Origin of the sequence: Pseudarthrobacter sp. NIBRBAC000502770, from assembly GCF_006517815.1 — a bacterium.
GTDB classification, from domain to species: Bacteria; Actinomycetota; Actinomycetes; order Actinomycetales; family Micrococcaceae; genus Arthrobacter; species Arthrobacter niigatensis.
This window is the reverse complement of record NZ_CP041198.1, coordinates 1,984,184-2,004,518: the sequence shown is the minus strand read 5'-3', so window position 1 is coordinate 2,004,518 and position 20,335 is coordinate 1,984,184. Positions and strand designations below refer to the sequence as shown.

19 protein-coding genes are annotated in these 20,335 nt (G+C 67.3%); 14 read left to right on the top strand and 5 right to left on the bottom strand.

The annotated features are described in order from the left end of the window. Positions 1-91: 91 nt before the first annotated feature. Together NIBR502770_RS09635 and NIBR502770_RS09630 are read left to right on the top strand one after the other, a co-directional pair. Entirely contained in the window at positions 92-1,861 is a 1,770-nt protein-coding gene (locus NIBR502770_RS09635; RefSeq protein ID WP_141181785.1) for a dynamin family protein, read from the top strand. Beyond that, entirely contained in the window at positions 1,858-3,474 is a 1,617-nt protein-coding gene (locus NIBR502770_RS09630; RefSeq protein WP_141181784.1) for a GTPase, read from the top strand. Before NIBR502770_RS09635 ends, NIBR502770_RS09630 begins: the two co-directional genes overlap by 4 nt. A gap of 21 nt (positions 3,475-3,495) precedes the next feature. Here NIBR502770_RS09630 and NIBR502770_RS09625 read toward each other — a convergent pair whose 3' ends face one another. Together NIBR502770_RS09625 and NIBR502770_RS09620 are read right to left on the bottom strand one after the other, a co-directional pair. Beyond that, entirely contained in the window at positions 3,496-4,041 is a 546-nt protein-coding gene (locus NIBR502770_RS09625) for a DUF1697 domain-containing protein (RefSeq protein ID WP_141181783.1), read from the bottom strand. Positions 4,042-4,084: 43 nt separating this feature from the next. Then, a complete protein-coding gene (locus tag NIBR502770_RS09620; protein WP_009356552.1) occupies positions 4,085-4,804 on the bottom strand; it encodes an IclR family transcriptional regulator in 720 nt (239 codons plus the stop codon). A 113-nt stretch (positions 4,805-4,917) separates the two neighbouring features. Between NIBR502770_RS09620 and leuC the strand changes: the two genes are divergently transcribed. From leuC to NIBR502770_RS09590, 6 genes are all read left to right on the top strand, one after another. Beyond that, positions 4,918-6,372, top strand: coding sequence for a 3-isopropylmalate dehydratase large subunit (gene leuC, locus NIBR502770_RS09615; protein WP_141181782.1), 1,455 nt, complete (start codon positions 4,918-4,920; stop codon positions 6,370-6,372). A gap of 9 nt (positions 6,373-6,381) precedes the next feature. Further along, positions 6,382-6,984 (top strand): 3-isopropylmalate dehydratase small subunit, encoded by a 603-nt coding sequence (gene leuD, locus NIBR502770_RS09610; RefSeq protein ID WP_141160129.1) that lies wholly within the window; start codon positions 6,382-6,384, stop codon positions 6,982-6,984. Positions 6,985-7,143: 159 nt separating this feature from the next. Next, positions 7,144-8,469, top strand: a complete 1,326-nt coding sequence (gene murA, locus NIBR502770_RS09605; protein ID WP_141181781.1) for a UDP-N-acetylglucosamine 1-carboxyvinyltransferase — start codon at positions 7,144-7,146, stop codon at positions 8,467-8,469. 9 nt (positions 8,470-8,478) lie between these two features. Beyond that, entirely contained in the window at positions 8,479-9,249 is a 771-nt protein-coding gene (locus NIBR502770_RS09600; RefSeq protein ID WP_141181780.1) for a 1-acyl-sn-glycerol-3-phosphate acyltransferase, read from the top strand. Further along, positions 9,246-10,295: an NAD(P)H-dependent glycerol-3-phosphate dehydrogenase gene (locus tag NIBR502770_RS09595; protein ID WP_141181779.1), complete on the top strand. Its 1,050-nt coding sequence runs from the start codon at positions 9,246-9,248 to the stop codon at positions 10,293-10,295. The genes NIBR502770_RS09600 and NIBR502770_RS09595 overlap by 4 nt, the downstream gene beginning before the upstream one ends. Positions 10,296-10,297: 2 nt before the next feature. Then, the gene (locus NIBR502770_RS09590) at positions 10,298-11,443 is read left to right on the top strand and encodes a D-alanine--D-alanine ligase family protein (RefSeq protein WP_141181778.1); all 1,146 of its coding nucleotides are present in this window, start codon (positions 10,298-10,300) and stop codon (positions 11,441-11,443) included. 102 nt (positions 11,444-11,545) lie between these two features. On the opposite strand, the gene NIBR502770_RS09585 is transcribed toward NIBR502770_RS09590, so the two are convergent. Beyond that, positions 11,546-12,049 (bottom strand): DUF3515 domain-containing protein, encoded by a 504-nt coding sequence (locus tag NIBR502770_RS09585; protein WP_141181777.1) that lies wholly within the window; start codon positions 12,047-12,049, stop codon positions 11,546-11,548. 69 nt (positions 12,050-12,118) lie between these two features. Here NIBR502770_RS09585 and thiL point away from each other — a divergent pair, with 69 nt between their 5' ends. Genes thiL through rsmD form a run of 4 tightly spaced genes read left to right on the top strand, consistent with a single transcriptional unit; the run spans position 12,119 to position 17,088 of the window. Beyond that, the gene (thiL, locus tag NIBR502770_RS09580; RefSeq protein ID WP_141181776.1) at positions 12,119-13,165 is read left to right on the top strand and encodes a thiamine-phosphate kinase; all 1,047 of its coding nucleotides are present in this window, start codon (positions 12,119-12,121) and stop codon (positions 13,163-13,165) included. Between the two features lie 22 nt (positions 13,166-13,187). Continuing rightward, on the top strand, positions 13,188-14,174 hold the full coding sequence (locus NIBR502770_RS09575; protein ID WP_141183379.1) for a DAK2 domain-containing protein: 987 nt from the start codon (positions 13,188-13,190) through the stop codon (positions 14,172-14,174). Next, positions 14,164-16,434, top strand: coding sequence for an ATP-dependent DNA helicase RecG (locus NIBR502770_RS09570; protein WP_141181775.1), 2,271 nt, complete (start codon positions 14,164-14,166; stop codon positions 16,432-16,434). Before NIBR502770_RS09575 ends, NIBR502770_RS09570 begins: the two co-directional genes overlap by 11 nt. A gap of 39 nt (positions 16,435-16,473) precedes the next feature. Next, the gene (rsmD, locus tag NIBR502770_RS09565; RefSeq protein ID WP_141181774.1) at positions 16,474-17,088 is read left to right on the top strand and encodes a 16S rRNA (guanine(966)-N(2))-methyltransferase RsmD; all 615 of its coding nucleotides are present in this window, start codon (positions 16,474-16,476) and stop codon (positions 17,086-17,088) included. Positions 17,089-17,098: 10 nt separating this feature from the next. Here rsmD and NIBR502770_RS09560 read toward each other — a convergent pair whose 3' ends face one another. Beyond that, positions 17,099-17,881 carry a spermidine synthase gene (locus NIBR502770_RS09560; RefSeq protein ID WP_168223149.1) on the bottom strand — a complete coding sequence of 261 codons (783 nt, stop codon included), beginning with the start codon at positions 17,879-17,881 and terminating at the stop codon, positions 17,099-17,101. Further along, positions 17,881-19,110, bottom strand: a complete 1,230-nt coding sequence (locus NIBR502770_RS09555; RefSeq protein ID WP_210418938.1) for an aminotransferase class I/II-fold pyridoxal phosphate-dependent enzyme — start codon at positions 19,108-19,110, stop codon at positions 17,881-17,883. Before NIBR502770_RS09555 ends, NIBR502770_RS09560 begins: the two co-directional genes overlap by 1 nt. A gap of 43 nt (positions 19,111-19,153) precedes the next feature. On the opposite strand from NIBR502770_RS09555, the gene coaD reads away from it, so the two are divergent. Together coaD and NIBR502770_RS09545 are read left to right on the top strand one after the other, a co-directional pair. After that, the gene (coaD, locus tag NIBR502770_RS09550; protein WP_141181772.1) at positions 19,154-19,654 is read left to right on the top strand and encodes a pantetheine-phosphate adenylyltransferase; all 501 of its coding nucleotides are present in this window, start codon (positions 19,154-19,156) and stop codon (positions 19,652-19,654) included. A 122-nt stretch (positions 19,655-19,776) separates the two neighbouring features. Continuing rightward, the gene (locus NIBR502770_RS09545) at positions 19,777-20,301 is read left to right on the top strand and encodes a DUF177 domain-containing protein (protein ID WP_141161550.1); all 525 of its coding nucleotides are present in this window, start codon (positions 19,777-19,779) and stop codon (positions 20,299-20,301) included. Positions 20,302-20,335 lie beyond the last annotated feature (34 nt).

Sequence of the window (20,335 nt, the reverse complement as noted above, 5' to 3'; positions counted from 1 at the left end):
CAGCAAGTGAGCCTGTCGCGCAGACTCCCATCACGTTCCGCCGACGCGCCGGGGCCGACCTCCCCATCGCCTCAACTGGCATGATGTTGCTGTGACCTCCCATGACGAGCACGGCCGCCCCTCCCAACCACCCCCGCACGCCCTGGCCGCGGTGATGCTCCTGGAGGAAATCCGCGCCGGGCTGGACGGTGTCACGCTTCCCTTGGCCCTCCCGGACGCCGACCAGGCCCGCCGCGACGCGTCAGCCGCAAGGGCCCAGCTGGACGACTACATCCTTCCGCGGTACCGCAGCCTGGACGCGCCCCTGCTTGCCGTCGTCGGCGGCTCCACGGGGGCGGGCAAATCCACCCTGGTGAACGGACTCGTGGGACATCCCGTTACCCGCGCAGGCGCCATCCGCCCCACCACCCGCCAGCCCATCCTGCTGCACAACCCTGCCGAAGCAGCCTGGTTTGAAGGCCAGCGCGTATTGCCGGGACTGGCCCGCATCAGGGGAATGTTGGCTGCCGGTCCGCCACCAGCAGGCCGGCCCGGGGAACAGTCCGGAGCCGCGGACTCGCTGTTGCTGGTGGCGGATCCCGCGGTGCCTGCCGGCATCGCCCTCCTCGATGCGCCCGACGTCGACTCCATCTCGGACCGCAACCGCCTGCTCGCGGGACAGTTGTTGGCGGCCGCGGACCTCTGGGTCTTCGTCACCACCGCCAACCGCTACGCCGACGCCGTCCCCTGGAAGCTCCTCCTGGACGCCGCTTCCCGGGACATCACGGTGGCCGTGGTGCTGGACCGGGTGCCGCAGGGCGCCGAAGCCGAGGTGAGCCAGGACCTCCGGCGCCTGCTGGACCGCGAAGGCCTGGCCGGAAGCCGCCTGTTCATCATCGCCGAAACTGTCCTGGATGCCCACGGCATGCTGCCCGCCGGTGCCGTGGATGAGTTGCGGGAGTGGCTGGCCTCGCTGGCCTCTGATGCGGCTGGCCGCGCCGATGTGGCACGCCGGACCCTGAGCGGGGCGGTCCGGGCACTGGCCCAGCGGATCACGGACCTCGCCGGGTCCGTGCGTGAACAGGAACGCGCAGCCGCCCGGCTCGAAGCCGATGCCGTGGCGGCCTACGGGGATGCAGCCGCCCGCATCCTGGACGCAACCCGGGACGGAGCATTGCTGCGGGGCGAGGTCCTGGCCCGCTGGCAGGACTTCGTGGGCACCGGCGAGTTTTTCCGCACCCTTGAGCAGAATGTGGGCCGGTTCAGGGACCGCCTGGGAGCGTTCTTCCGTGGCGAACCCGCGCCGGCGGTGCGGGTGGAAGCGGCCATCGAGACCGGCCTGCAGGCGGTCATCGTCGACGAGGCAGCCAACGCTGCCGAGGACACCGACCGTAGGTGGCGCTCGGACCCGGCAGGCCGGCAGTTGCTGGGGCCGGACGACCTGTCCGGCACGGAGCCCGGGTTCGCCGACCGTGCCGCCGCGGAGATCCGGGCCTGGCAGGAAGCGTTGATGGAGCTGATCCGCACCGAAGGCCAGGGCAAGCGGACCCAGGCCCGCTGGTTGTCGTTCGGCATCAACGGCCTTGGCGCCGCACTGATGATCGTCATGTTTTCGATGACCGCGGGACTGACCGGTCTCGAGATCGGCGTGGCCGGTGGCACCGCCGTCGTAGGCCAGCGCCTCCTGGAAGCCGTTTTCGGCGAGGACGCCGTGCGGCGGATGGCTGACCAGGCCCGGAAGGACCTGGCCACGCGCTGCGAGGGGCTGTTGAAGGATGAACAGCAGAAGTTCCTGCAGCGGCTGCCGGCCGTCAACCCGGCCCTGGCGCAGGCACTGGCTGCGCAGGCCGGAGAGCTGGCGCGGTTGGCGGAGCGCGCGTGAGCCGGCACGGCGCGGCCCGCGGGTCCTCACGGCTGGACGGCCGGCTCCAGGGCCTCCAGGATGCCTGCGAACTGGGGGAGGGCGTGCTGCCGGACCAGGTGCTGCAGGAGGCGTTCGATGTCCTGGAACGGGCAAGTTCCCGCCGCTCCCTGTCCGGCGACCACACGGTGGTTGGTTTCTTTGGGGCCACGGGAAGCGGCAAGTCGTCCCTCTTCAACGCCGTTAGCGGCGCCGAGATCGCGACGGCGGCCGCCCGCCGTCCCACCACGTCGGAACCGTTGGCAGGGGTCTGGGGAGCAACAGGCAGCGAAGCCCTCCTCGACTGGCTCGAGGTGGAGCACCGCCACCACGCCGCGCCCGTGGACGGCTTCGCCGACCAAGGGACCGGCCTGATCCTGCTTGACCTCCCCGACTTCGACTCCACCCGCGCCGCCAACCGCGAGATCGTGCAGCGCATGGTGGGCATGGTTGACGTCCTGGTCTGGGTGCTCGATCCGCAGAAGTATGCCGACGCGTCCGTCCATAACGGGTTCCTGGCACCCCTTGCCTCCCATGGGGCCGTCACGCTTGTGGTCCTGAACCAGGTGGACCGGCTGCCGGCGCATGATGTGCAGCCGGTGCTTGACTCGCTGCACGCGATCCTTGCCGGCGAAGGGCTGGGACAGGTCCGGGTGCTTCCTGCATCCGCCCTGACCGGGGCAGGAATCGGAGAGGTGCGCGCTGCGATCCGGAAGGTGGCCGTCCAGCGGCAGGCACAGTCCCGGCGGCTGGAAGCGGACATCAGCAAAGCTGCTGGGGACCTGGGGCTGGCTTCCGGTGACGGTGAGGCTGCAGGGACCCGGTCCACGGCCAAGGCGCGGCTCGCAGACGAACTGGCCATCGCGGCCAACGTGCCTGCCGTGGTGCGGGCCGTGGGGCAGTCGTACCGCCTTGAATCTGTGCGCCGTACCGGCTGGCCGGTAACCCGCTGGCTTTCCCGGTTCCGGGTTGACCCGCTGCGGCGGCTCAACCTGCGAAGCAGCGCTCCTGCCGGCCTGAACCGGACTTCACTGCCGCCGGCGGGTGCGCCGGAGCGGGCACGCACCGACGCAGCGGTCAGGGAGTTCGCGGACTCGGCCAGCGCCGGAGCACCCGGCCCGTGGCGGGCAGCCATCCGGGGGGCTGCGAGGACCGGGCGGGAGCGCCTGCCCGATGCGCTGGACCAGGCCATTGCCGGAACGGACCTGGGTGCCAATCGCAAGGCGTGGTGGTGGGGTGTGTTCAACGTGGTGCAGTGGCTGGCGCTGCTGATCCTGTTGGCTGGCCTGGGCTGGCTGGGCGTCCTGGCCGCGCTGGGATACCTTCAGCTGCCGGTGCCGGAGGTGCCGCGGGTGGAGGGATGGCCGGTGCCCACCCTGATGATTGCCTTCGGCGTGGTGCTGGGAATCTTCCTGGCGATCACCGGACGTTTCATTGCTGCCGGAGCTGCCCGGGCCAGGGCTGCCAGGGCACGGCGACGGCTCAACAGTGCCGTTGCAGCGGCGGCGCAGGAGCTGGTGGTGGAGCCGGTGGAGGCGGAGGTTGCCAGGCTTGCGGCATTTACCAAAGCGCTGAAGAAAGCCGCGCGGCCGTAGGCCGTTGCCGGCCTGCAGGACCTAGCCGGCGGTGAGGGCGGCCGCGGCGTCCCGGACCTTGATCAGGGTGCGCAGGTTGCGGGTGGTGGTTGCGGCCTTGAACTTCGTTTTCGCACTGACCTTGCTGAAGGGGCTGTCCAGGGTCCCGCCCACCGGTGCAAGCCAGGCAAGCGCCTCAGGCCCCAGCCGCTGCTGGATCTGGCTTTCAAGGGCTGACCCGGCCGCCTCCAGGTCGTCGAGGACGGCGGTGTCCGAGGACAGGGTGATGTAGGTGTGGGTGGACCTGTCGTCTTCCGGATAGGGACAGGCATCCACCAGTTTGGCCACCCGCGCGGCGTCCAGGACCACAACCCACGCTTCATAGCCGAAAGCGGCCCGGAGGCATTTTTCGCACTCCTGTTTGACGGCGGCCGCGTCCAGGGTGCTGCTGAGCACCACGTTTCCACTGGCGAGCAGTGTCTTTGCGTCCGTGAAACCGCAGGTCTTGAGTGCGTCCCGCAGGTCCGCCATCTTGATATTGATCCCGCCCACATTGATGCCGCGGAGGAACACTGCATAGCTGCCCATGGGCCCAGCCTAGCGGCGTGGGCGGCCGGGGCAGCGGAACGTCCTAGTCGTTGTTCTTGCGGAGCGCTTCGGTGAGGATGCGTCCTGCATTGCAAACTACTTCGGCGTGGAGGCGCCCGGGCTGGCGGGTCAGCCGCTCAATGGGGCCGGAAATGGAGACGGCGGCGATCACCCGGCCGGACGGACCCCGCACCGGTGCCGAAACGGAGGCAACCCCGGGCTCACGCTCGCCCAGGCTCTGTCCCCAGCCCCGGCGTCGTACTCCTGCCAGGACGGTGGGCGTGAAACGGGCCGACTGCAGGCCCTCAAGCAGTCGGTCGTGGTCCTCCCAGGCGAGCAGGACCTGCGCGGCAGAGCCGGCCTTCATGGACAGCTGCGTGCCCACCGGGATGGTGTCGCGCAGGCCGATGGGGCGCTCGGCGGAGGCGACGCATACGCGCCAGTCACCCTGCCTGCGGAAGATCTGGGCGCTTTCGCCGGTGGCATCGCGCAGCTGCATGAGTACGGGCCCGGCCGAGGCGATCAGGCGGTCTTCCCCGGCGGCGGAGGCAAGCTCCACCAGCCTGCTGCCGAGCACGAACCGGCCCTGGATGTCGCGGCTGACCAGCCGGTGGTGCACCAGCGCCAAAGCGAGGCGGTGGACAGTGGGCCGGGCCAGGCCGGTGGCGGCTACCAGCTGCGCCAGCGTGGTGGGGCCGGCCTCAAGGGCATCGAGCACCTGGGCCGCTTTATCAATGACACCGACTCCACTAGAATTGTCCATGTAATGATATTGCCGTCTCAATATCTGAGATGCAAATCTTTCGGCTGGCGCAGCGCGGAGCCGTCCTGATTCAGTTGGATCATTCAGCCAAACAGCAGTGAAGGGAGATGGCCATGGCAAAGACATTGGCCGAGAAAGTCTGGGACGCACACGTGGTGCGCAAAGGTGACGGCGATGGAGCCAACGCCCAGCCAGACCTTCTGTACATCGACCTCCATCTGGTCCACGAGGTCACGTCCCCGCAGGCTTTTGAAGGCCTGCGCCTGGCCGGGCGCACGCTGCGCCGGCCTGACCTGACCATCGCCACCGAAGACCACAACACCCCCACGCTGGATATCGACAAGCCCATCGCCGATCTCACCAGCCGCACCCAGATCCAGACGCTGCGCAACAACTGCGCGGAGTTCGGCGTCCGGCTGCACAGCCTGGGCGATGCCGAGCAGGGCATCGTCCACGTGGTGGGTCCCCAGCTGGGCCTCACCCAGCCCGGGATGACCGTTGTCTGCGGCGACTCGCACACCTCCACCCACGGCGCCTTCGGCGCGCTGGCCATGGGCATCGGCACCTCCGAAGTGGAGCATGTCATGGCCACCCAGACGCTCTCGCTCAAGCCGTTCAAGACCATGGCCATCAACGTCGAGGGCACGCTGCGCCCGGGCGTGACCGCCAAGGACATTATCCTCGCCGTGATCGCCAAGATCGGCACCGGCGGCGGCCAGGGCTACGTCCTGGAATACCGTGGCTCCGCCATCCGGGCGCTGTCCATGGAAGCGCGGATGACCATCTGCAACATGTCCATCGAGGCCGGCGCCCGGGCCGGCATGGTGGCACCCGACCAGACCACCTACGAGTACATGAAGGGCCGCCCCCACGCGCCTGAAGGCGCGGACTGGGACGCCGCCGTCGAGTACTGGAACACGCTGCGTACCGACGACGACGCCACCTTCGACGTGCAGGTGGACCTGGACGCCAACACGCTGGAGCCGTTCGTCACCTGGGGCACCAACCCCGGCCAGGGTGTATCCCTGTCCGGGTCCGTGCCGTCGCCCGGGGACTTCGGTGACGAAAACGCCAAGGCCGCCGCCGAGCGCGCCCTGCAGTACATGGGGCTCCAGGCCGGCACGCCGATGAAGGACATCCGGGTAGATACCGTGTTCCTCGGTTCCTGCACCAACTCCCGGATCGAGGACCTGCGCGCCGCAGCGGACATCATCCGCGGCCGCGAAAAGGACCCGCAGGTCCGCATGCTGGTGGTGCCCGGCTCGGCCCGCGTCCGGCTCGAAGCCGAGGCCGAGGGCCTGGACAAGGTCTTCAAAGACTTCGGCGCCGAATGGCGCTTCGCCGGCTGCTCCATGTGCCTGGGCATGAACCCGGACCAGCTGGAGCCGGGGGAGCGGTGCGCCTCCACCTCCAACCGCAACTTCGAGGGACGCCAGGGCAAGGGCGGACGCACGCACCTGGTCTCGCCGGTGGTAGCCGCCGCCACGGCTGTGCGCGGCACGCTCAGCTCGCCGTCGGATCTTGAACCGGCTCCCGAACCCGCAGCCATCCGCATCGACGCAGCCTAGGACATCACCATGGAAAAGTTCACCAAGCACACCGGCATTGGCGTCCCGCTGCGCCAGAGCAACGTTGACACCGACCAGATCATCCCCGCGGTGTACCTCAAGCGCATCACCCGGACCGGCTTCGAGGACGCCCTGTTCTCGGCATGGCGGAAGGACTCCTCCTTCATCCTGAACCAGGAGCCGTACAGCGCGGGCTCGGTCCTGGTGGCCGGCCCGGACTTCGGAACCGGGTCCTCCCGCGAGCACGCCGTCTGGGCGTTGAAGGACTACGGCTTCAAGGCCGTGCTGTCGTCCCGCTTTGCTGACATTTTCCGCGGCAACTCGGGCAAGCAGGGGCTGCTCGCCGCCCAGGTGGCCCAGGACGACATCGAGCTCATCTGGAAGGAACTCGAGAACGCGCCGGGCACCCAGGTCACGGTGGATCTCGAGTCCAAAACCGTGGTGTGCGGCAACATCGTGGCACCGTTCGACATTGACGACTACACCCGCTGGCGGCTCCTGGAAGGCCTGGACGACATCGGGCTGACGCTCCAGCACGAGGCCGACATCACCGCGTACGAGGCGACCCGCCAGGCGTTCAAGCCCAAGACCCTGCCGGCGAAGCTTTCCTAGCCCCTGGGCCACCATCCCGGCGGCGGGGCGCAGCGGGCGAAGGCCGCGCCACGCCCCGCCGCCGGTGCCCCCTTATTTCGGTTCGGTAACGCGACCTCCTATGCTTGGTTGGAGCCTTTGCAAGGTTTTGGGGGCTAGTGATCGTGAGGAAACCGGTATATGAGTAGTGTTCTGACAATCCGCGGCGGTGTCCCGCTTACAGGCCGCGTCAGCGTCCGTGGGGCAAAGAACCTTGTCCCCAAGGCAATGGTGGCGGCGCTGCTGGGCAACGAACCCTCGGTGTTGCGGAACGTGCCGGAAATCAAGGACGTGGAGGTTTTCACCTCGCTCCTGCAGCTGCATGGCGTGACGGTGGAGAAAGACCCCGTCAACGGCGACCTGACCCTTGACCCCAAGGCTGCCAAGACCGCGCCGAGCACCGCGATCGACGCCCACGCCGGCGACTCCCGCATTCCCATCCTGCTCTGCGGGCCCCTGATCCATGCGATCGGCGAGGCCTTCATCCCGGACCTGGGCGGCTGCAAGATCGGCGACCGGCCCATCGACTACCACCTCGATGTCCTGCGGCAGTTCGGCGCCGTCGTGGAGAAGCGCCCCGGCGGCATCCACATTTCGGCCCCCAAAGGGCTCCATGGAGCCAAGATCTCCCTCCCGTACCCGTCTGTGGGTGCCACGGAACAGGTCCTGCTGAGCGCCACCCGCGCCGAGGGCATCACCGAACTCTCCGGTGCTGCCACCGAACCGGAAATCATCGATCTCATCGCCGTGCTCCAGAAGATGGGCGCCATCATCAGCGTCCAGACCGACCGCACCATCCGCATCGAGGGCGTCCGCGACCTTGGCGGGTACAACCACCGGGCCCTCTCGGACCGCAACGAGTCCGCATCCTGGGCCTCCGCTGCGCTGGTGACCCGCGGCGACATCTTCGTCGAGGGCGCCTCCCAGCGCGACATGATGACCTTCCTGAACACCTACCGCAAGGTGGGCGGCGGAATGGACATCGGCGAGGACGGCATCCGCTTCTACCACAAGGGCGGAAAGCTGAACCCGCTGGTCCTCGAAACGGACGTCCACCCGGGCTTCATGACCGACTGGCAGCAGCCGCTGGTGGTGGCCCTGACCCAGGCCGAAGGCGTATCGATCGTCCACGAGACCGTGTACGAGAACCGCTTCGGCTTCACGGATGCGCTCATCCGCATGGGCGCCAGCATCCAGGTGCACCGGGAATGCCTGGGCAGCGTTCCCTGCCGGTTCGGCCAGCGGAACTTCCTCCACTCGGCCGTCATTTCCGGCCCCACCCAGCTCAAGGGAACCGACATCGACGTCCCGGACCTCCGCGGCGGCTTCAGCCACCTGATCGCAGCACTGGCCGCATCGGGGACTTCGCGTGTCACCGGCATCGACATCATCAACCGCGGCTACGAGCGCTTCACCGAGAAGCTTGCCGGCCTCGGTGCCGATTTCGACATCACCACCACGAAGTAGAGCGGGACCGTGAAGGAATCTGCCAAGAGCAGGGCCACATTTGTGTTCATCGCCGGCGTCGTCCGGCCCCTGATGAACCTCATGATGTCCAAAACGTGGGAAGGCACGGAAAAACTTCCCGCAGGCGGCTTCATTGCCGCGCCCAACCACTGCACCGAAATCGATCCCCTGGTGGTGGGGCACATGCTCTACAACCAGAAACGGGCCCCCCACTTCCTGGCCAAGGCCACACTGTTCAAGGTTCCCGGCCTGGGCCCGCTCCTGCGCGCCACCAAGCAGGTGCCGGTGGAGCGTTCGACGGCGGGAGCGAACCGGTCGCTGCAGGTGGCCCAGGAAATTGTGGCTGAGGGCGGCGCAATCATCATTTACCCGGAGGGCACGCTGACCCGCGACCCCGGGCTGTGGCCGATGAAGGGACATACCGGCGCGGCACGGCTGGCCCTCGAGGGTGGCATCCCGGTGGTTCCCATCGCCCACTGGGGTGCGCACGAGGTCTTCCCCAGGTACGGCAAGCGGTTCCACCTGTTCCCGCGGAAGCGTTCCCGGGTGGTCGTGGGCGATCCCGTGGACCTGAGCGCCTTCAAGGGCCGTCCCCTGGACAAGGCCACACTCGGCGAGGCCACCGAACTCATCATGGACGCCATCACGGAGCTCCTCGCCGGCCTGCGCGGAGAACAACCGCCGGCCGAGCGCTGGGACCCTTCCAAGCAGCAGCAGTCCAAGCACGGGCGGTTCGTGGACCGCGGGCAGCAGCCGGGCGCGGGAACGGAAGCCCAGTGACCGCTGACGGAAAGCCGGGAGCGGCCCGCACAGTGGCCGTCCTCGGTGCGGGATCATGGGGGACTACGTTCGCGAAGGTCCTTGCCGACGCCGCCATTGCAACGGGGACCCCGCGTGTGATCAAGCTGTGGGGCAGGCGCGCCGAAGTAGTGGACGAGATCAACACCAGCCACCGCAACAGCGACTACCTCAAGGACATCGTCCTGCCGGAAAGCATCACCGCCTCCACCGAGGTCCGTGAGGTGCTGGCCGGGGCTGAGCTCGTGGTGGTCGCCGTTCCGGCCCAGTCCCTCCGTCCGCAGCTTCGGGAATGGAAGGACATGATTGCCCCCGGGGCCGTCGTCGTCTCCCTCATGAAAGGCCTGGAGCTGGGAACTGACGCCCGGATGAGCGAAGTCATCAGCCAGGAACTGGGCCTGCCGCAGGAACGCATCGCGGTGGTCTCCGGACCCAACCTGGCCCTGGAAATTGCCCGCGAGGAGCCCACGGCGTCAGTGGTGGCGTGCACTGATTCCGCGACGGCCGGCTGGCTGGCGAGGACCTGCACGGCCCCATACTTCCGGCCCTACACCACGGCGGACGTCGTCGGCGTTGAAATCGGCGGTATCGTCAAGAACGTGATTGCCCTGGCCGTGGGTATCTGCGAGGGAAAGCAGATGGGGGACAACACCAAAGCCTCCGTCATTACCCGTGGCCTGGCCGAAACATCCCGCCTGGCCCTGGCACTGGGCGGCGAAGCCAAAACCATGGCCGGTCTTGCCGGCCTCGGCGACCTCGTGGCAACGTGCTCCTCCGCACTGTCCCGCAACCACACCGCAGGGCGGCTGTTGGGCGAGGGCCTGACGCTCGAGGAGGTGGGCCGAAAGATGACCCAGACCGCCGAAGGCATCAAATCCGGCCAGGCCGTCCATGAACTTGCCGGCAAGCTCGGCGTCGAAATGCCTATCACTGCCGCCGTCGTGGCGGTACTGGCAGGCAAGCTGTCCGTTGACCAACTTGGGCCGGTTCTGCTGTCCCGGGAACTGAAACCTGAAGGCGATTACTGACCATGTCCCAAGACACACCCACCACGGGTCAAACAGCCACGAGGAAACCGCGCGTTGCCGTGCTCTTCGGCGGCCGGTCCAGCGAGCACGCCGTCAGCTGCGTCACCGCGGCTGGCGTGCTGGGTGCCATCAACAAGGACAAGTACGAGGTCATTCCCATCGGAATCGCCAAGACCGGCCAATGGGTCCTCGCCCCCGCCGAAACCGCCGAATGGTCCCTCGCGGCCTCGTCGCTTCCTGAAGTCGTTCCGTCCCCGGAAACGGTTACGTTGGCCGAGATCGGCGGGGAACACCAGCTGATCGTGGCCTCGCCCAACCAGGTCCCGCAGGAACTTGGCGCCGTGGATGTGGTCTTCCCGCTGCTGCATGGCCCCTTTGGCGAGGACGGCACCATCCAGGGACTCCTTGAACTGTCCGACACCCGGTACGTCGGGGCCGGAGTGCTGGCGTCCGCCGTCGGCATGGACAAGCACTACATGAAGGTGGTCTTCGAAGCAGCCGGGCTGCACGTCGGGCCGTACGTGGCCGTGATGGACAGGCAGTGGCGCAAGGACCCCGAAGCTGTCCGGAAACAGGTGGACCGACTGGGCTTCCCCGTCTTCGTCAAACCGGCCCGCGCGGGTTCCTCGATGGGAATCTCCAAAGTCGACTCCCTCGAGGAGCTGGATGCGGCCATCGAGGAAGCCCGGCGGCACGACCTGAAGCTGGTGATCGAAGCCGGCATCGTGGGACGCGAAATCGAGTGCGCGGTCCTGGAAGGCCGGGGCACTGACGCGCCGCGGACATCGATGCCCGGCGAAATCTCCGTGGCCGGAGGTACGCACGAGTTCTATGACTTCAATGCCAAGTACGTCGAGGACGATGCAGCATCCCTCAGCTGCCCGGCCGACATGCCCGCGGAGGCCATCGCCCGGGTCCGGGAGCTGGCCGCAGCCGCGTTTGATGCCGTGGGTGCCGAAGGCCTCAGCCGCGTGGATTTCTTCTACACCCCGGACGGCGAGTTGATCATCAACGAGATCAACACCATGCCCGGCTTCACGCCCAAAAGCATGTACCCCCAGATGTGGGCAGCTTCAGGCCTTGGGTACGCCGACCTCATTGACGAACTGATCTACCTGGCCCTGCACCGCAACACCGGCCTCCGCTGATCCCCACCGGCACCCTAACCTCGCTTCGCTTCGGCCAGGGGACCCTGCCGGCGTGGGCCCACCACCGGCACCCTAACCTCGCTTCGCTTCGGCCAGGGAACCCTACTGGCTCTTGGGCAGGTTCTGCAGATCCTCCTGGCCCACGCAGTTCCGCGTAGACGGAATTTTGCCGGCAGCGGCCGCCAGGTCCGCGAGCACTGTCGCGGAGCTGATCTTGTCCGGATCCATCACGATTTCCGTAGCCGGTTCCCTGCCATAGGTGGTCAGCGTCCACGCCGGATCGCCTTCCTTGATCACCCAGTCAACCCCGTTGACGGTGACGCACCGGTCGGTGGTCGGCCCCGGCACGTTGACGCCGCAGCGGAGGATGACCAGCGAAGGATCGCCCCAGGCCGCAGTGGCCTGGCTGTTGGTCTTCCGCAGCTTCGAATCGCCAATGGCATCGGGCAGGGCCACCATCATGGGCGCGCACGCCGGGTTGGCGGCGTCCTTTGCGGCGGTGACATCCACTGCGGCGGAGCAGGATGCCAGGGAAAGGGCGGCAATTGCACCAACCACCGCCATCCTGGCGGCGCGGGCGGACAGGGGCAGCTGGGGATGGTGCATGGTTCCAGCCTATCGCCGCCGCCGTCCAAGTCCGGACAGAATGTCGGCCGGGCGCGGTAGCGTAGTGGCGTGCCTGAAGACCTTCGTAACCGCATAGACCACCAGCCCACCGTGGCCGGGCTTTCCGAAGCCGACCTGCTGGCCCGGATCTTTCCGCGCCTCCGGACGGAGGCCGGATACACTGCAAGCACGCTGCTTGGGCCGGGGGACGACGCCGCCATTGTCGCGGCACCGGACGGGCGAACCGTCATCAGCATCGACACCCAGGTCCAGGACCAGGATTTCCGGCTCCTGTGGCCGAGCGGCTACCGCACCACCGGGTTCGACGTCGGCTGGAAGGCAGCAGCGCAAAACCTCAGTGACATCAATGCCATGGGCGCCCGGGCCACCTCGATGGTGGTCAGCCTTACGCTCCCCGTAGACACCCCGGTCGCCTGGGTAGAGGACCTGGCGGACGGGCTGGCAGCCGGAATCCGGGAACTCGGGGCAGTCCACTGTTCCGTGGCGGGCGGCGACCTCGGCCGCGGCAGGGAAATTTCCGTGACCGCCGCTGTCCTTGGAACCCTCGACGGCGCCCGGCCGGTGCTCCGCTCCGGTGCCCGGCCGGGTGACATCCTGGCGCTCGCGGGAACGGTGGGCCATGCGGCAGCAGGCCTTTCCCTCCTCGAGTCGGGAATCGGGGTGGATACCCTGACGCCCGCGGAGCATGCCTTCGTCGACCTGCAGTGCCGCCCGCGGCCGCCGTTGGAAGCAGGGCCTGCAGCCCGGGAGGCAGGGGCCACAGCCATGCTGGATGTATCGGACGGACTCCTGCGCGACGGAAAGCGGCTTGCGGCCGCGAGCGGTGTCGCCGTTACCCTCGACCCGGCACGCCTGGCCGGGTTGGCGGAACTCCTGGGACCCGCTGCGGCGCGGCTGGGAGCGGATGCGGCGCCGTGGGTGCTCGGCGGGGGTGAGGACCACGGGCTGCTGGCCACATTCCCTGCCGATGTTCAGCTGCCACCCGGATTCACTGCGATAGGCTCGATACATGCACTCGGCACCGACGAAGGCCCGGGTGTCCTGATAGCTGGCCGGGCCGCGGACACCGGGGGATGGGATCACTTTGCACACTAAGGTTGCCGCCAACGCGCTGGCCATGAAGAGGTGGCTGGGCAAGGCTGAAACTGCGCTGGGAAACCACAGCGACCGGCTCAACGCCATCAATATCTTTCCGGTGGCTGACGGTGATACCGGCACAAACCTCTACCTCACGGTCCGCGCTGCGGCGCGTTCGCTGGTGCTGGACCCTGACCAGCCTGCCCCGGTGGACGTCGGGGAAGTCCTCTCGATGGCCGGCCAGGCTGCCATGGAGGAGGCGCGGGGAAATTCCGGGACCTTGTTCTCGGTGTTCCTCTGTGCGGCAGCTGAACCGCTGGCCGGCCATACCCGGTTGACGTCCACCCTGCTCTCGGCGGCCCTGAACCGTGCGCAGATCCGGGCGTGGTCTGCCCTCAGCGATCCCGTTCCCGGGACCATGCTTTCCGTCATGGAAGCGGCGGCACGTGCGGCCGCCGCCGTGGACGCCGGCCAGGACGGCGACGACAGCAACCATGCCCTGGGCCTTGCCCTGGACGCGGCGGTGGAGGGGGCGTTGGCCGCCGTGATCCACACCGAAGAACAGCTCGATGCGCTCCAGTCTGCCCACGTGGTGGATGCAGGCGGCGTGGGAATGCTGCTGATCCTTGACTGCCTCCGCTCCGCCGTCATGGGGGAGGAGCTGCAGGGGGAGCTTCTCGATGGCCTCCACGGGTACGATGTTTCTGATCCCCACATCCATACGTCCATGCCTGCCGACGACGGCGTGGAAGTCATGTGCACCATCAGCCTGTCGCCATTGAATGCCGCCACCCTGCGGCAGCGTCTCGACGAAATCGGCGAGTCAGTGATCATGAGCCAGGTGGGCAACGGGCCGGACGCCGATGGCAACTACCGGTGGCGGGTGCACGTGCACGTGCCGGACGCCGCCCCGGCGGTGGGGATTATCCGGTCCCTGGGCGAACCTTCCCAGATCAGCATCAGCGAACTGGCCCTGCCGCGGGACCCGGGTGCGGACGCGGTGAACACCGGCGGGCATGAACGCTGAACTGGAACTCGCCCTGGAGCGGCGGATCGGGAAGCGCTCAGCGGCGGTCATTGAGAAACACCTCGGCATCACCACCGTAGAGGGCCTCCTGAACTATTACCCCCGCCGCTACATGAGCCGCGGGGAGTTGACCCCCATCGCAGAGCTTCCGCTCGATGAGGATGTGACCCTGATAGCCAGGGTCCTCTCCAGCAGCACCCGGCAGATGCAGGCGCGGCGCGGGACCATCACCGACGTCATCGTCTCAGACGACGACGGGAAGCAGGGGCTGCGGCTGGTTGGCGGGCGGGATTACACCGGCAAGGTTCCGGGCACCCTGAAAATCAGCTTCTTCAACGGGTTCAAGGCGAAGAACGAGCTCCTGCAGGGCCGCCGTGCCTTGTTTTCGGGCCGGGTAACCAGTTTCAAGGGAAAGCTGGGCCTTACCAACCCCGACTTCCAGCTCCTGGACGAAGATCCGTTCAGCGACTCCGGAAAAGACCCTGGGAAACTTGCCGCCATGCCAATACCGGTCTATCCGGCCACGGCCAAACTGCCCAGCTGGAAGATCCAGAAGGTGATCGCCACGCTGCTCGAAACTTCCGACCTTGGTTCGCTGCCGGACCCGGTTCCCCCGGAGGTCGCCGCGAGGGAAGGCTTCCTGCCCGTCGCAGACGCCTACCGCCTCATCCACGTTCCCGAAACCGCCGGCGACTGGAAGCGTGCCCGCGACCGTTTCCGTTACCAGGAAGCACTGGTGCTGCAGTCAGCGCTGGCCCGGCGCCGGGCCCAGCTTGCCGCGGAGGAAGCCACTGCCCGGCGTCCTGTCAACGACGGAATCCTGGCCGCATTCGACCACGCGCTGCCGTTCACGCTCACGGCCGGCCAGGCCTCCGTCGGCAAGACCCTGGCCGCGGAACTGGCGCAGGACACGCCCATGAACCGGCTGTTGCAGGGTGAAGTGGGTTCCGGGAAAACCGTCGTGGCGTTGCGTGCCATGCTCCAGGTGGTGGACGCCGGCGGCCAGGCCGCGCTCCTTGCCCCCACCGAAGTACTCGCCGCCCAGCACTTCGACTCCATCCGGCGAACCCTGGGTCCGCTTTCCAGCGACGGACTCCTGGGCGGCCTGGCCGGCGGCGCCGGGCCTTCCGTCCAGGTCACGCTGCTCACCGGGTCCATGCCTACGGCGGCACGGAAGCAGGCAATGCTCGACGCCGCCTCCGGCACCGCGGGAATCATTATCGGCACCCACGCACTGCTCAGCGACAACGTCTCCTTCTATGACCTCGGCTTGATCGTGGTGGACGAACAACACCGCTTTGGCGTGGAACAGCGCGATGCCCTGCGGGCCAAAGCCCGGAAACCGCCGCACCTGCTCGTCATGACCGCCACACCCATTCCCCGCACGGTAGCGATGACCGTGTTTGGCGACCTTGAGACCTCCACCCTCGACGAACTGCCCAAGGGCCGGGCACCGATCACCACCCACCTCGTGGGCCTTGCGGAAAATCCCGGCTGGGTGGCACGGATCTGGGCACGTGCCCGGGAAGAGATCGACGCCGGCCACCAGGTGTACGTGGTCTGTCCCAAGATCGGAACGGACGACGACGGCGACTTCAGCCCCGGCGAGGCCGCACCTTCCGGCATGGACGCAGAGGAGACGCGGGAGCTCGCGTCCGTCACCGCCGTCGTGGACCATCTAAAGGGCGAGCCCTCGCTGGCAGGGGTGCCGCTGGCTCCCCTGCACGGACGCCAGGACCCCGACTTGAAGACGGAGACCATGGCCGGGTTCACCGCCAACCGCATCAAGCTGCTCGTCTCCACCACCGTGATCGAAGTGGGGGTCGACGTGCACAACGCCACGCTGATGGTCATCCTGGACGCTGACAGGTTCGGAATCTCCCAGCTCCACCAGCTTCGCGGCCGCGTGGGCCGCGGCGGCCTGCCAGGAACCTGCCTGTTGGTAACCGCCCTCGAACCCGGCCACCCCAGCAGGCGGCGGCTGGACGCGGTCGCTGCCACGACGGACGGGTTCGTCCTCTCGCAGGAGGACCTCAAGCTGCGGCGCGAGGGCGATATCCTTGGTGCTTCCCAGTCCGGCGGCCGGTCCACACTGAAGCTGCTCCGGGTCCTTGAACATGAAGACGTGATAGCCCGGGCCAGGGACGACGCACAGGCAATCGTTGGCGGGGACCCGCTGCTGTCCGGCCACCCCGAGCTCGCCGGGGCCATCGAGAAGTACCTCAACCCCGAGAAGGAGGCGTTCCTTGAACGCGGTTAGCAACGACGTGGCCGGCGCGGCCGAACTGCGGTGGGTGCGGTGACGCGGATCATCGCCGGCGCGGCCGGCGGCACGCCGCTGGCCGCGGTCCCGGGATCGTTGACCCGGCCCACGACGGACCGCGTCAAGGAAGCGCTGTTTTCCCGCCTGGATGCCTTTGACGTGCTTGCCGGCGCCCGGGTACTGGATCTCTACGCCGGTTCCGGTGCCCTGGGGGTGGAAAGCGGCAGCCGGGGTGCACGGTCGGTGGACCTCGTCGAGTCGGACGCCAAAGCCAGTGCCGTGTGCCAGCGCAACGCGGACCTCATCAACGGGGTGCTGGGCGCTAAGACCGTGACGGTTCACCGGTCCAAGGTGGAGCCGTTCCTTGACCGCGCTGCGGCGGCGGCCGCCTGGGACGTCGTGTTCCTGGACCCGCCGTATCCGCTGGAGGACGGCACGCTCGCCGCCGTGCTGCAGAAGCTCGCCGGCCATTTGGGGTCCGGAGCCGTGGTGGTGGTGGAACGTTCGTCACGCTCCCCGGAACCAGGGTGGCCGGAAGGGATGACGCGTTTCGCCGAAAAGAAATACGGGGAAACCAGGCTGTGGTTCGCGGAGCCGTCGGTGCCCGATGCCATTTCCGCTGACGACCTGCCGGACGTGGCAGAGGGATAGGGCCTTGGGCCTAAGCCGAGAAGGGGTCGAGGTCCACTCCGGACAGGACCCGGGCAGGGTGGGGGCCGCGGGCGGCCAGGTCTGTTGTCCACGAGTCCGGCCAGGGGTCCTGCGTTCCTGCCAGGATGACGTTTCCCGGATACCGTCCGTCGAACATTCCGGCTTCCCCGAACGCCGCAACATCGGCCATGGCAGCGCGCATGGCGGCCACCTGGCTCCTGACAAGCGTGAGCGCCGGTTCGTCCCCGACATTGACGATCAGGAGCCCGCCCGGGCTTAATCGGTCCCTGGCTTCACGGTAGAAACCGTCCGTGGCGATGTGGACCGGCGCCTCCGGTCCGGAGAAGATGTCCAGGATCACGACGTCGAACGCCAGGCCGGGGTCCAGCGCACCGAGCGCTTCGCGGGCGTCGCCGATGATGGTGGTCAGGTTGGTTCCTTCGGGCATGGGAAGGTGCCGCAGGACGAAGTCCAGCAGTTCGCGCTCCAGCTCAACTGCATACTGCACTGAGCCCGGACGGGTCGCCTGGATGTACCGCGCCAGGGTCAACGCGCCCGCTCCCAGGTGGAGCGCCGTGATTGGTCGTCCGGGCGGCGCAGCAAGATCCACGAGGTGTCCGATCCGGCGCAGGTATTCGTAGAAGATGTCTTCCGGCCGGTCAAGGTTGACGTGCGACTGTTCGGCTCCGCCGATGCTGAGCACGTAGCCGCCGTCGGTAAAGGCATCAGGCTCGATGGTGGCGTGCTGGCCGGTGGTGCGCAGGAAACGGCTGGCGGCCCCGCGGGTGGGCATCAGAGCCTGCCGCGCAGGGTTGCCAACCGCGCGGCGGCCTCCTCCAGGACATTGGTCTTCTTGCAGAAGGCAAAGCGGAGCAGGCTGCGCGTCCGCTCGGCGCCTTCCGGATGGCAGAAGACCGGAACGGGAATGGCTGCGACCCCCACCAGTTCCGGCAGCCGCCGGGCGAGGTCCAGGGAATCGGTGATGCCCAGCGGTGCGGTGTCCACGTTGACGAAGTAGGTGCCCTGCGGGGTGAAGACGTCAAAGCCGGCGGCCCGGAGCCCGGCGCTGAGAATGTCCCGTTTCTGCTCCAAGGCAGAAGCGATGCCCGTATAGAAATCATCGGGGAGGGCCAAACCCTTGGCGATCGCTGCCTGGAACGGCGTACCCGAACTGTAGGTCAGGAACTGCTTTACCGTGCGGACGGCGGCCACCAGTTCCTCCGGCCCGCTCAGCCAGCCGATCTTCCAGCCGGTGAGGGAAAAGGTCTTGCCGGCAGAGGAGATGGTGATGGTCCGCCCGGCAGCGCCCGGAAGGGTGGCCACCGGGGTGTGGCCCACGCCGAAGGTGAGGTGCTCATACACTTCATCGGTGATGATGATGCTGCCGTGCCGGCCGGCAAGGTCCACCACCCGCTGCAGGACCGCGGGTGGAAACACAGCGCCGGTGGGATTGTGCGGGTTGTTCAGCAGCACCACCTTGGTCCGCACGCTGAACGCCGCCTCCAATGCCGCCACGTCCGGCATGAAGTCCGGGGCAGCCAGGGGAACGGTGGTGTGGGTGGCCCCGGAAAGCCCGATGACCGCACCGTAGGAGTCGTAGAACGGCTCGAACGTCAGGACCTCATCGCCCGGTCCTGCAAAAGCCAGCAGGGCAGCGGCGATGCCTTCAGTGGCCCCGGTGGTGATGATGACTTCCGTTGCCGGATCCGGAGCCAGGCCGTAGAAGCGCTCCTGGTGCGCGGCTACCGCCTCGCGGAGTTCGGGGAGGCCCTTGCCCGGCGCGTACTGGTTGGCGCCGGACGCTATGGCCGCCCGGGCCGCCTCCCTGATTTCAACCGGCCCGTCCTCGTCGGGGAAGCCTTGTCCCAGGTTGATGGCGCCCGTCCTGACGGCCAGGGTTGTCATCTCTTCGAAGATGGTCACTCCCAGTCCGCCGTCCGCGGCCAGGAGGTTTGCCCCGAGCGCGGTGCGCTGCCAGGGAGCAGGTGCCAGGGGTGTGGAAAGTTCCCGTGCTGGATGCATCCAGTCATGGTATCCCGGGCTTTCCATGCGGTAGGTTCGGAGCATGAGACGCGCTGTGTGCCCCGGATCCTTCGACCCCATCCACAACGGCCATCTCGAAGTCATTGCCAGGGCTGCCGGCCTGTTTGATGAGGTCATTGTGGCCATTTCCACCAACTATGCGAAGAAGTACATGTTCAGCCTGGAGGAGCGGCTGGACATGGCGCGCGAGACGTTGGCTTCGCTCAAGGGCATCGTGGTGGAGCCTGTTGGCGCGGGACTCCTCGCGGAATACTGCCGCCACCGGGGGGTGTCCGCCATCGTCAAAGGGCTCCGGTCGTCGTCGGACTTTGACTACGAGCTCCCCATGGCCACCATGAACCGGCAGTTGAGCGGCGTGGAAACGGTCTTCCTCCCGGCCGAGGCCAGCTACCTGCATTTGTCCTCCACCCTGATCAAGGAGGTGGCGTCCCTGGGCGGAAGCGTCTCGGACTACGTTCCCCGGTCAGTGCACCGGCGCATCGTTGCCGGCGAGCCTTCGCCGGATCAGCAGCCGAGGCGGTAGGCTGGATCGGTACTTCGGCGTTGCCCGCCGCCGGTTTGAGTCACCATGGCTCTTCGGGCTAAGATGGTACGTCGGTCATATGTTCAACAGGAGTTCTCATTAACAGAGATGCTGGTTCGCCCCTGGCGTTCGACGTCAAGGACCTCGGGCGCAGCCCGGGAAGCATGCGGACACTGACGGAACATGTACCCGCACCGGGTGATCTTGGTGTGGCGCTCATTGGTGTTCAGGAAGGCTCGGATGTCGAGCTCGACCTGAGGCTGGAGGCCGTACACGAAGGAATTCTGGTATCAGGAACTGTCCTCGCCGAAGTAACCGGCGAGTGCGGCCGATGCCTGGATCCCCTTGCGTATGACCTTGAGGTCAATGTGCAAGAACTTTTCTTCTACGAGGGCACTGAGCTCTCGGACGGAGAAGAAGATGAAGAGCAACGTCGAGTCGAGCACGATGTAATCGATCTTGAACCGGTGTTGCGGGACGCGGTTGTCACCAATCTGCCGTTCCAGCCGGTGTGCCGGGAAGACTGCCAGGGCCTTTGCTCCGAATGCGGAGTTCGCCTGGAAGACGAGCCGGGGCACCACCACGAGGTCCTGGATCCTCGCTGGGCTGCCCTAGCTGATATGGCTAAGCCTGACCGGCAAAATTGATTTGTACGTGTTTGTCTAGAGAGAAATGAGTTAG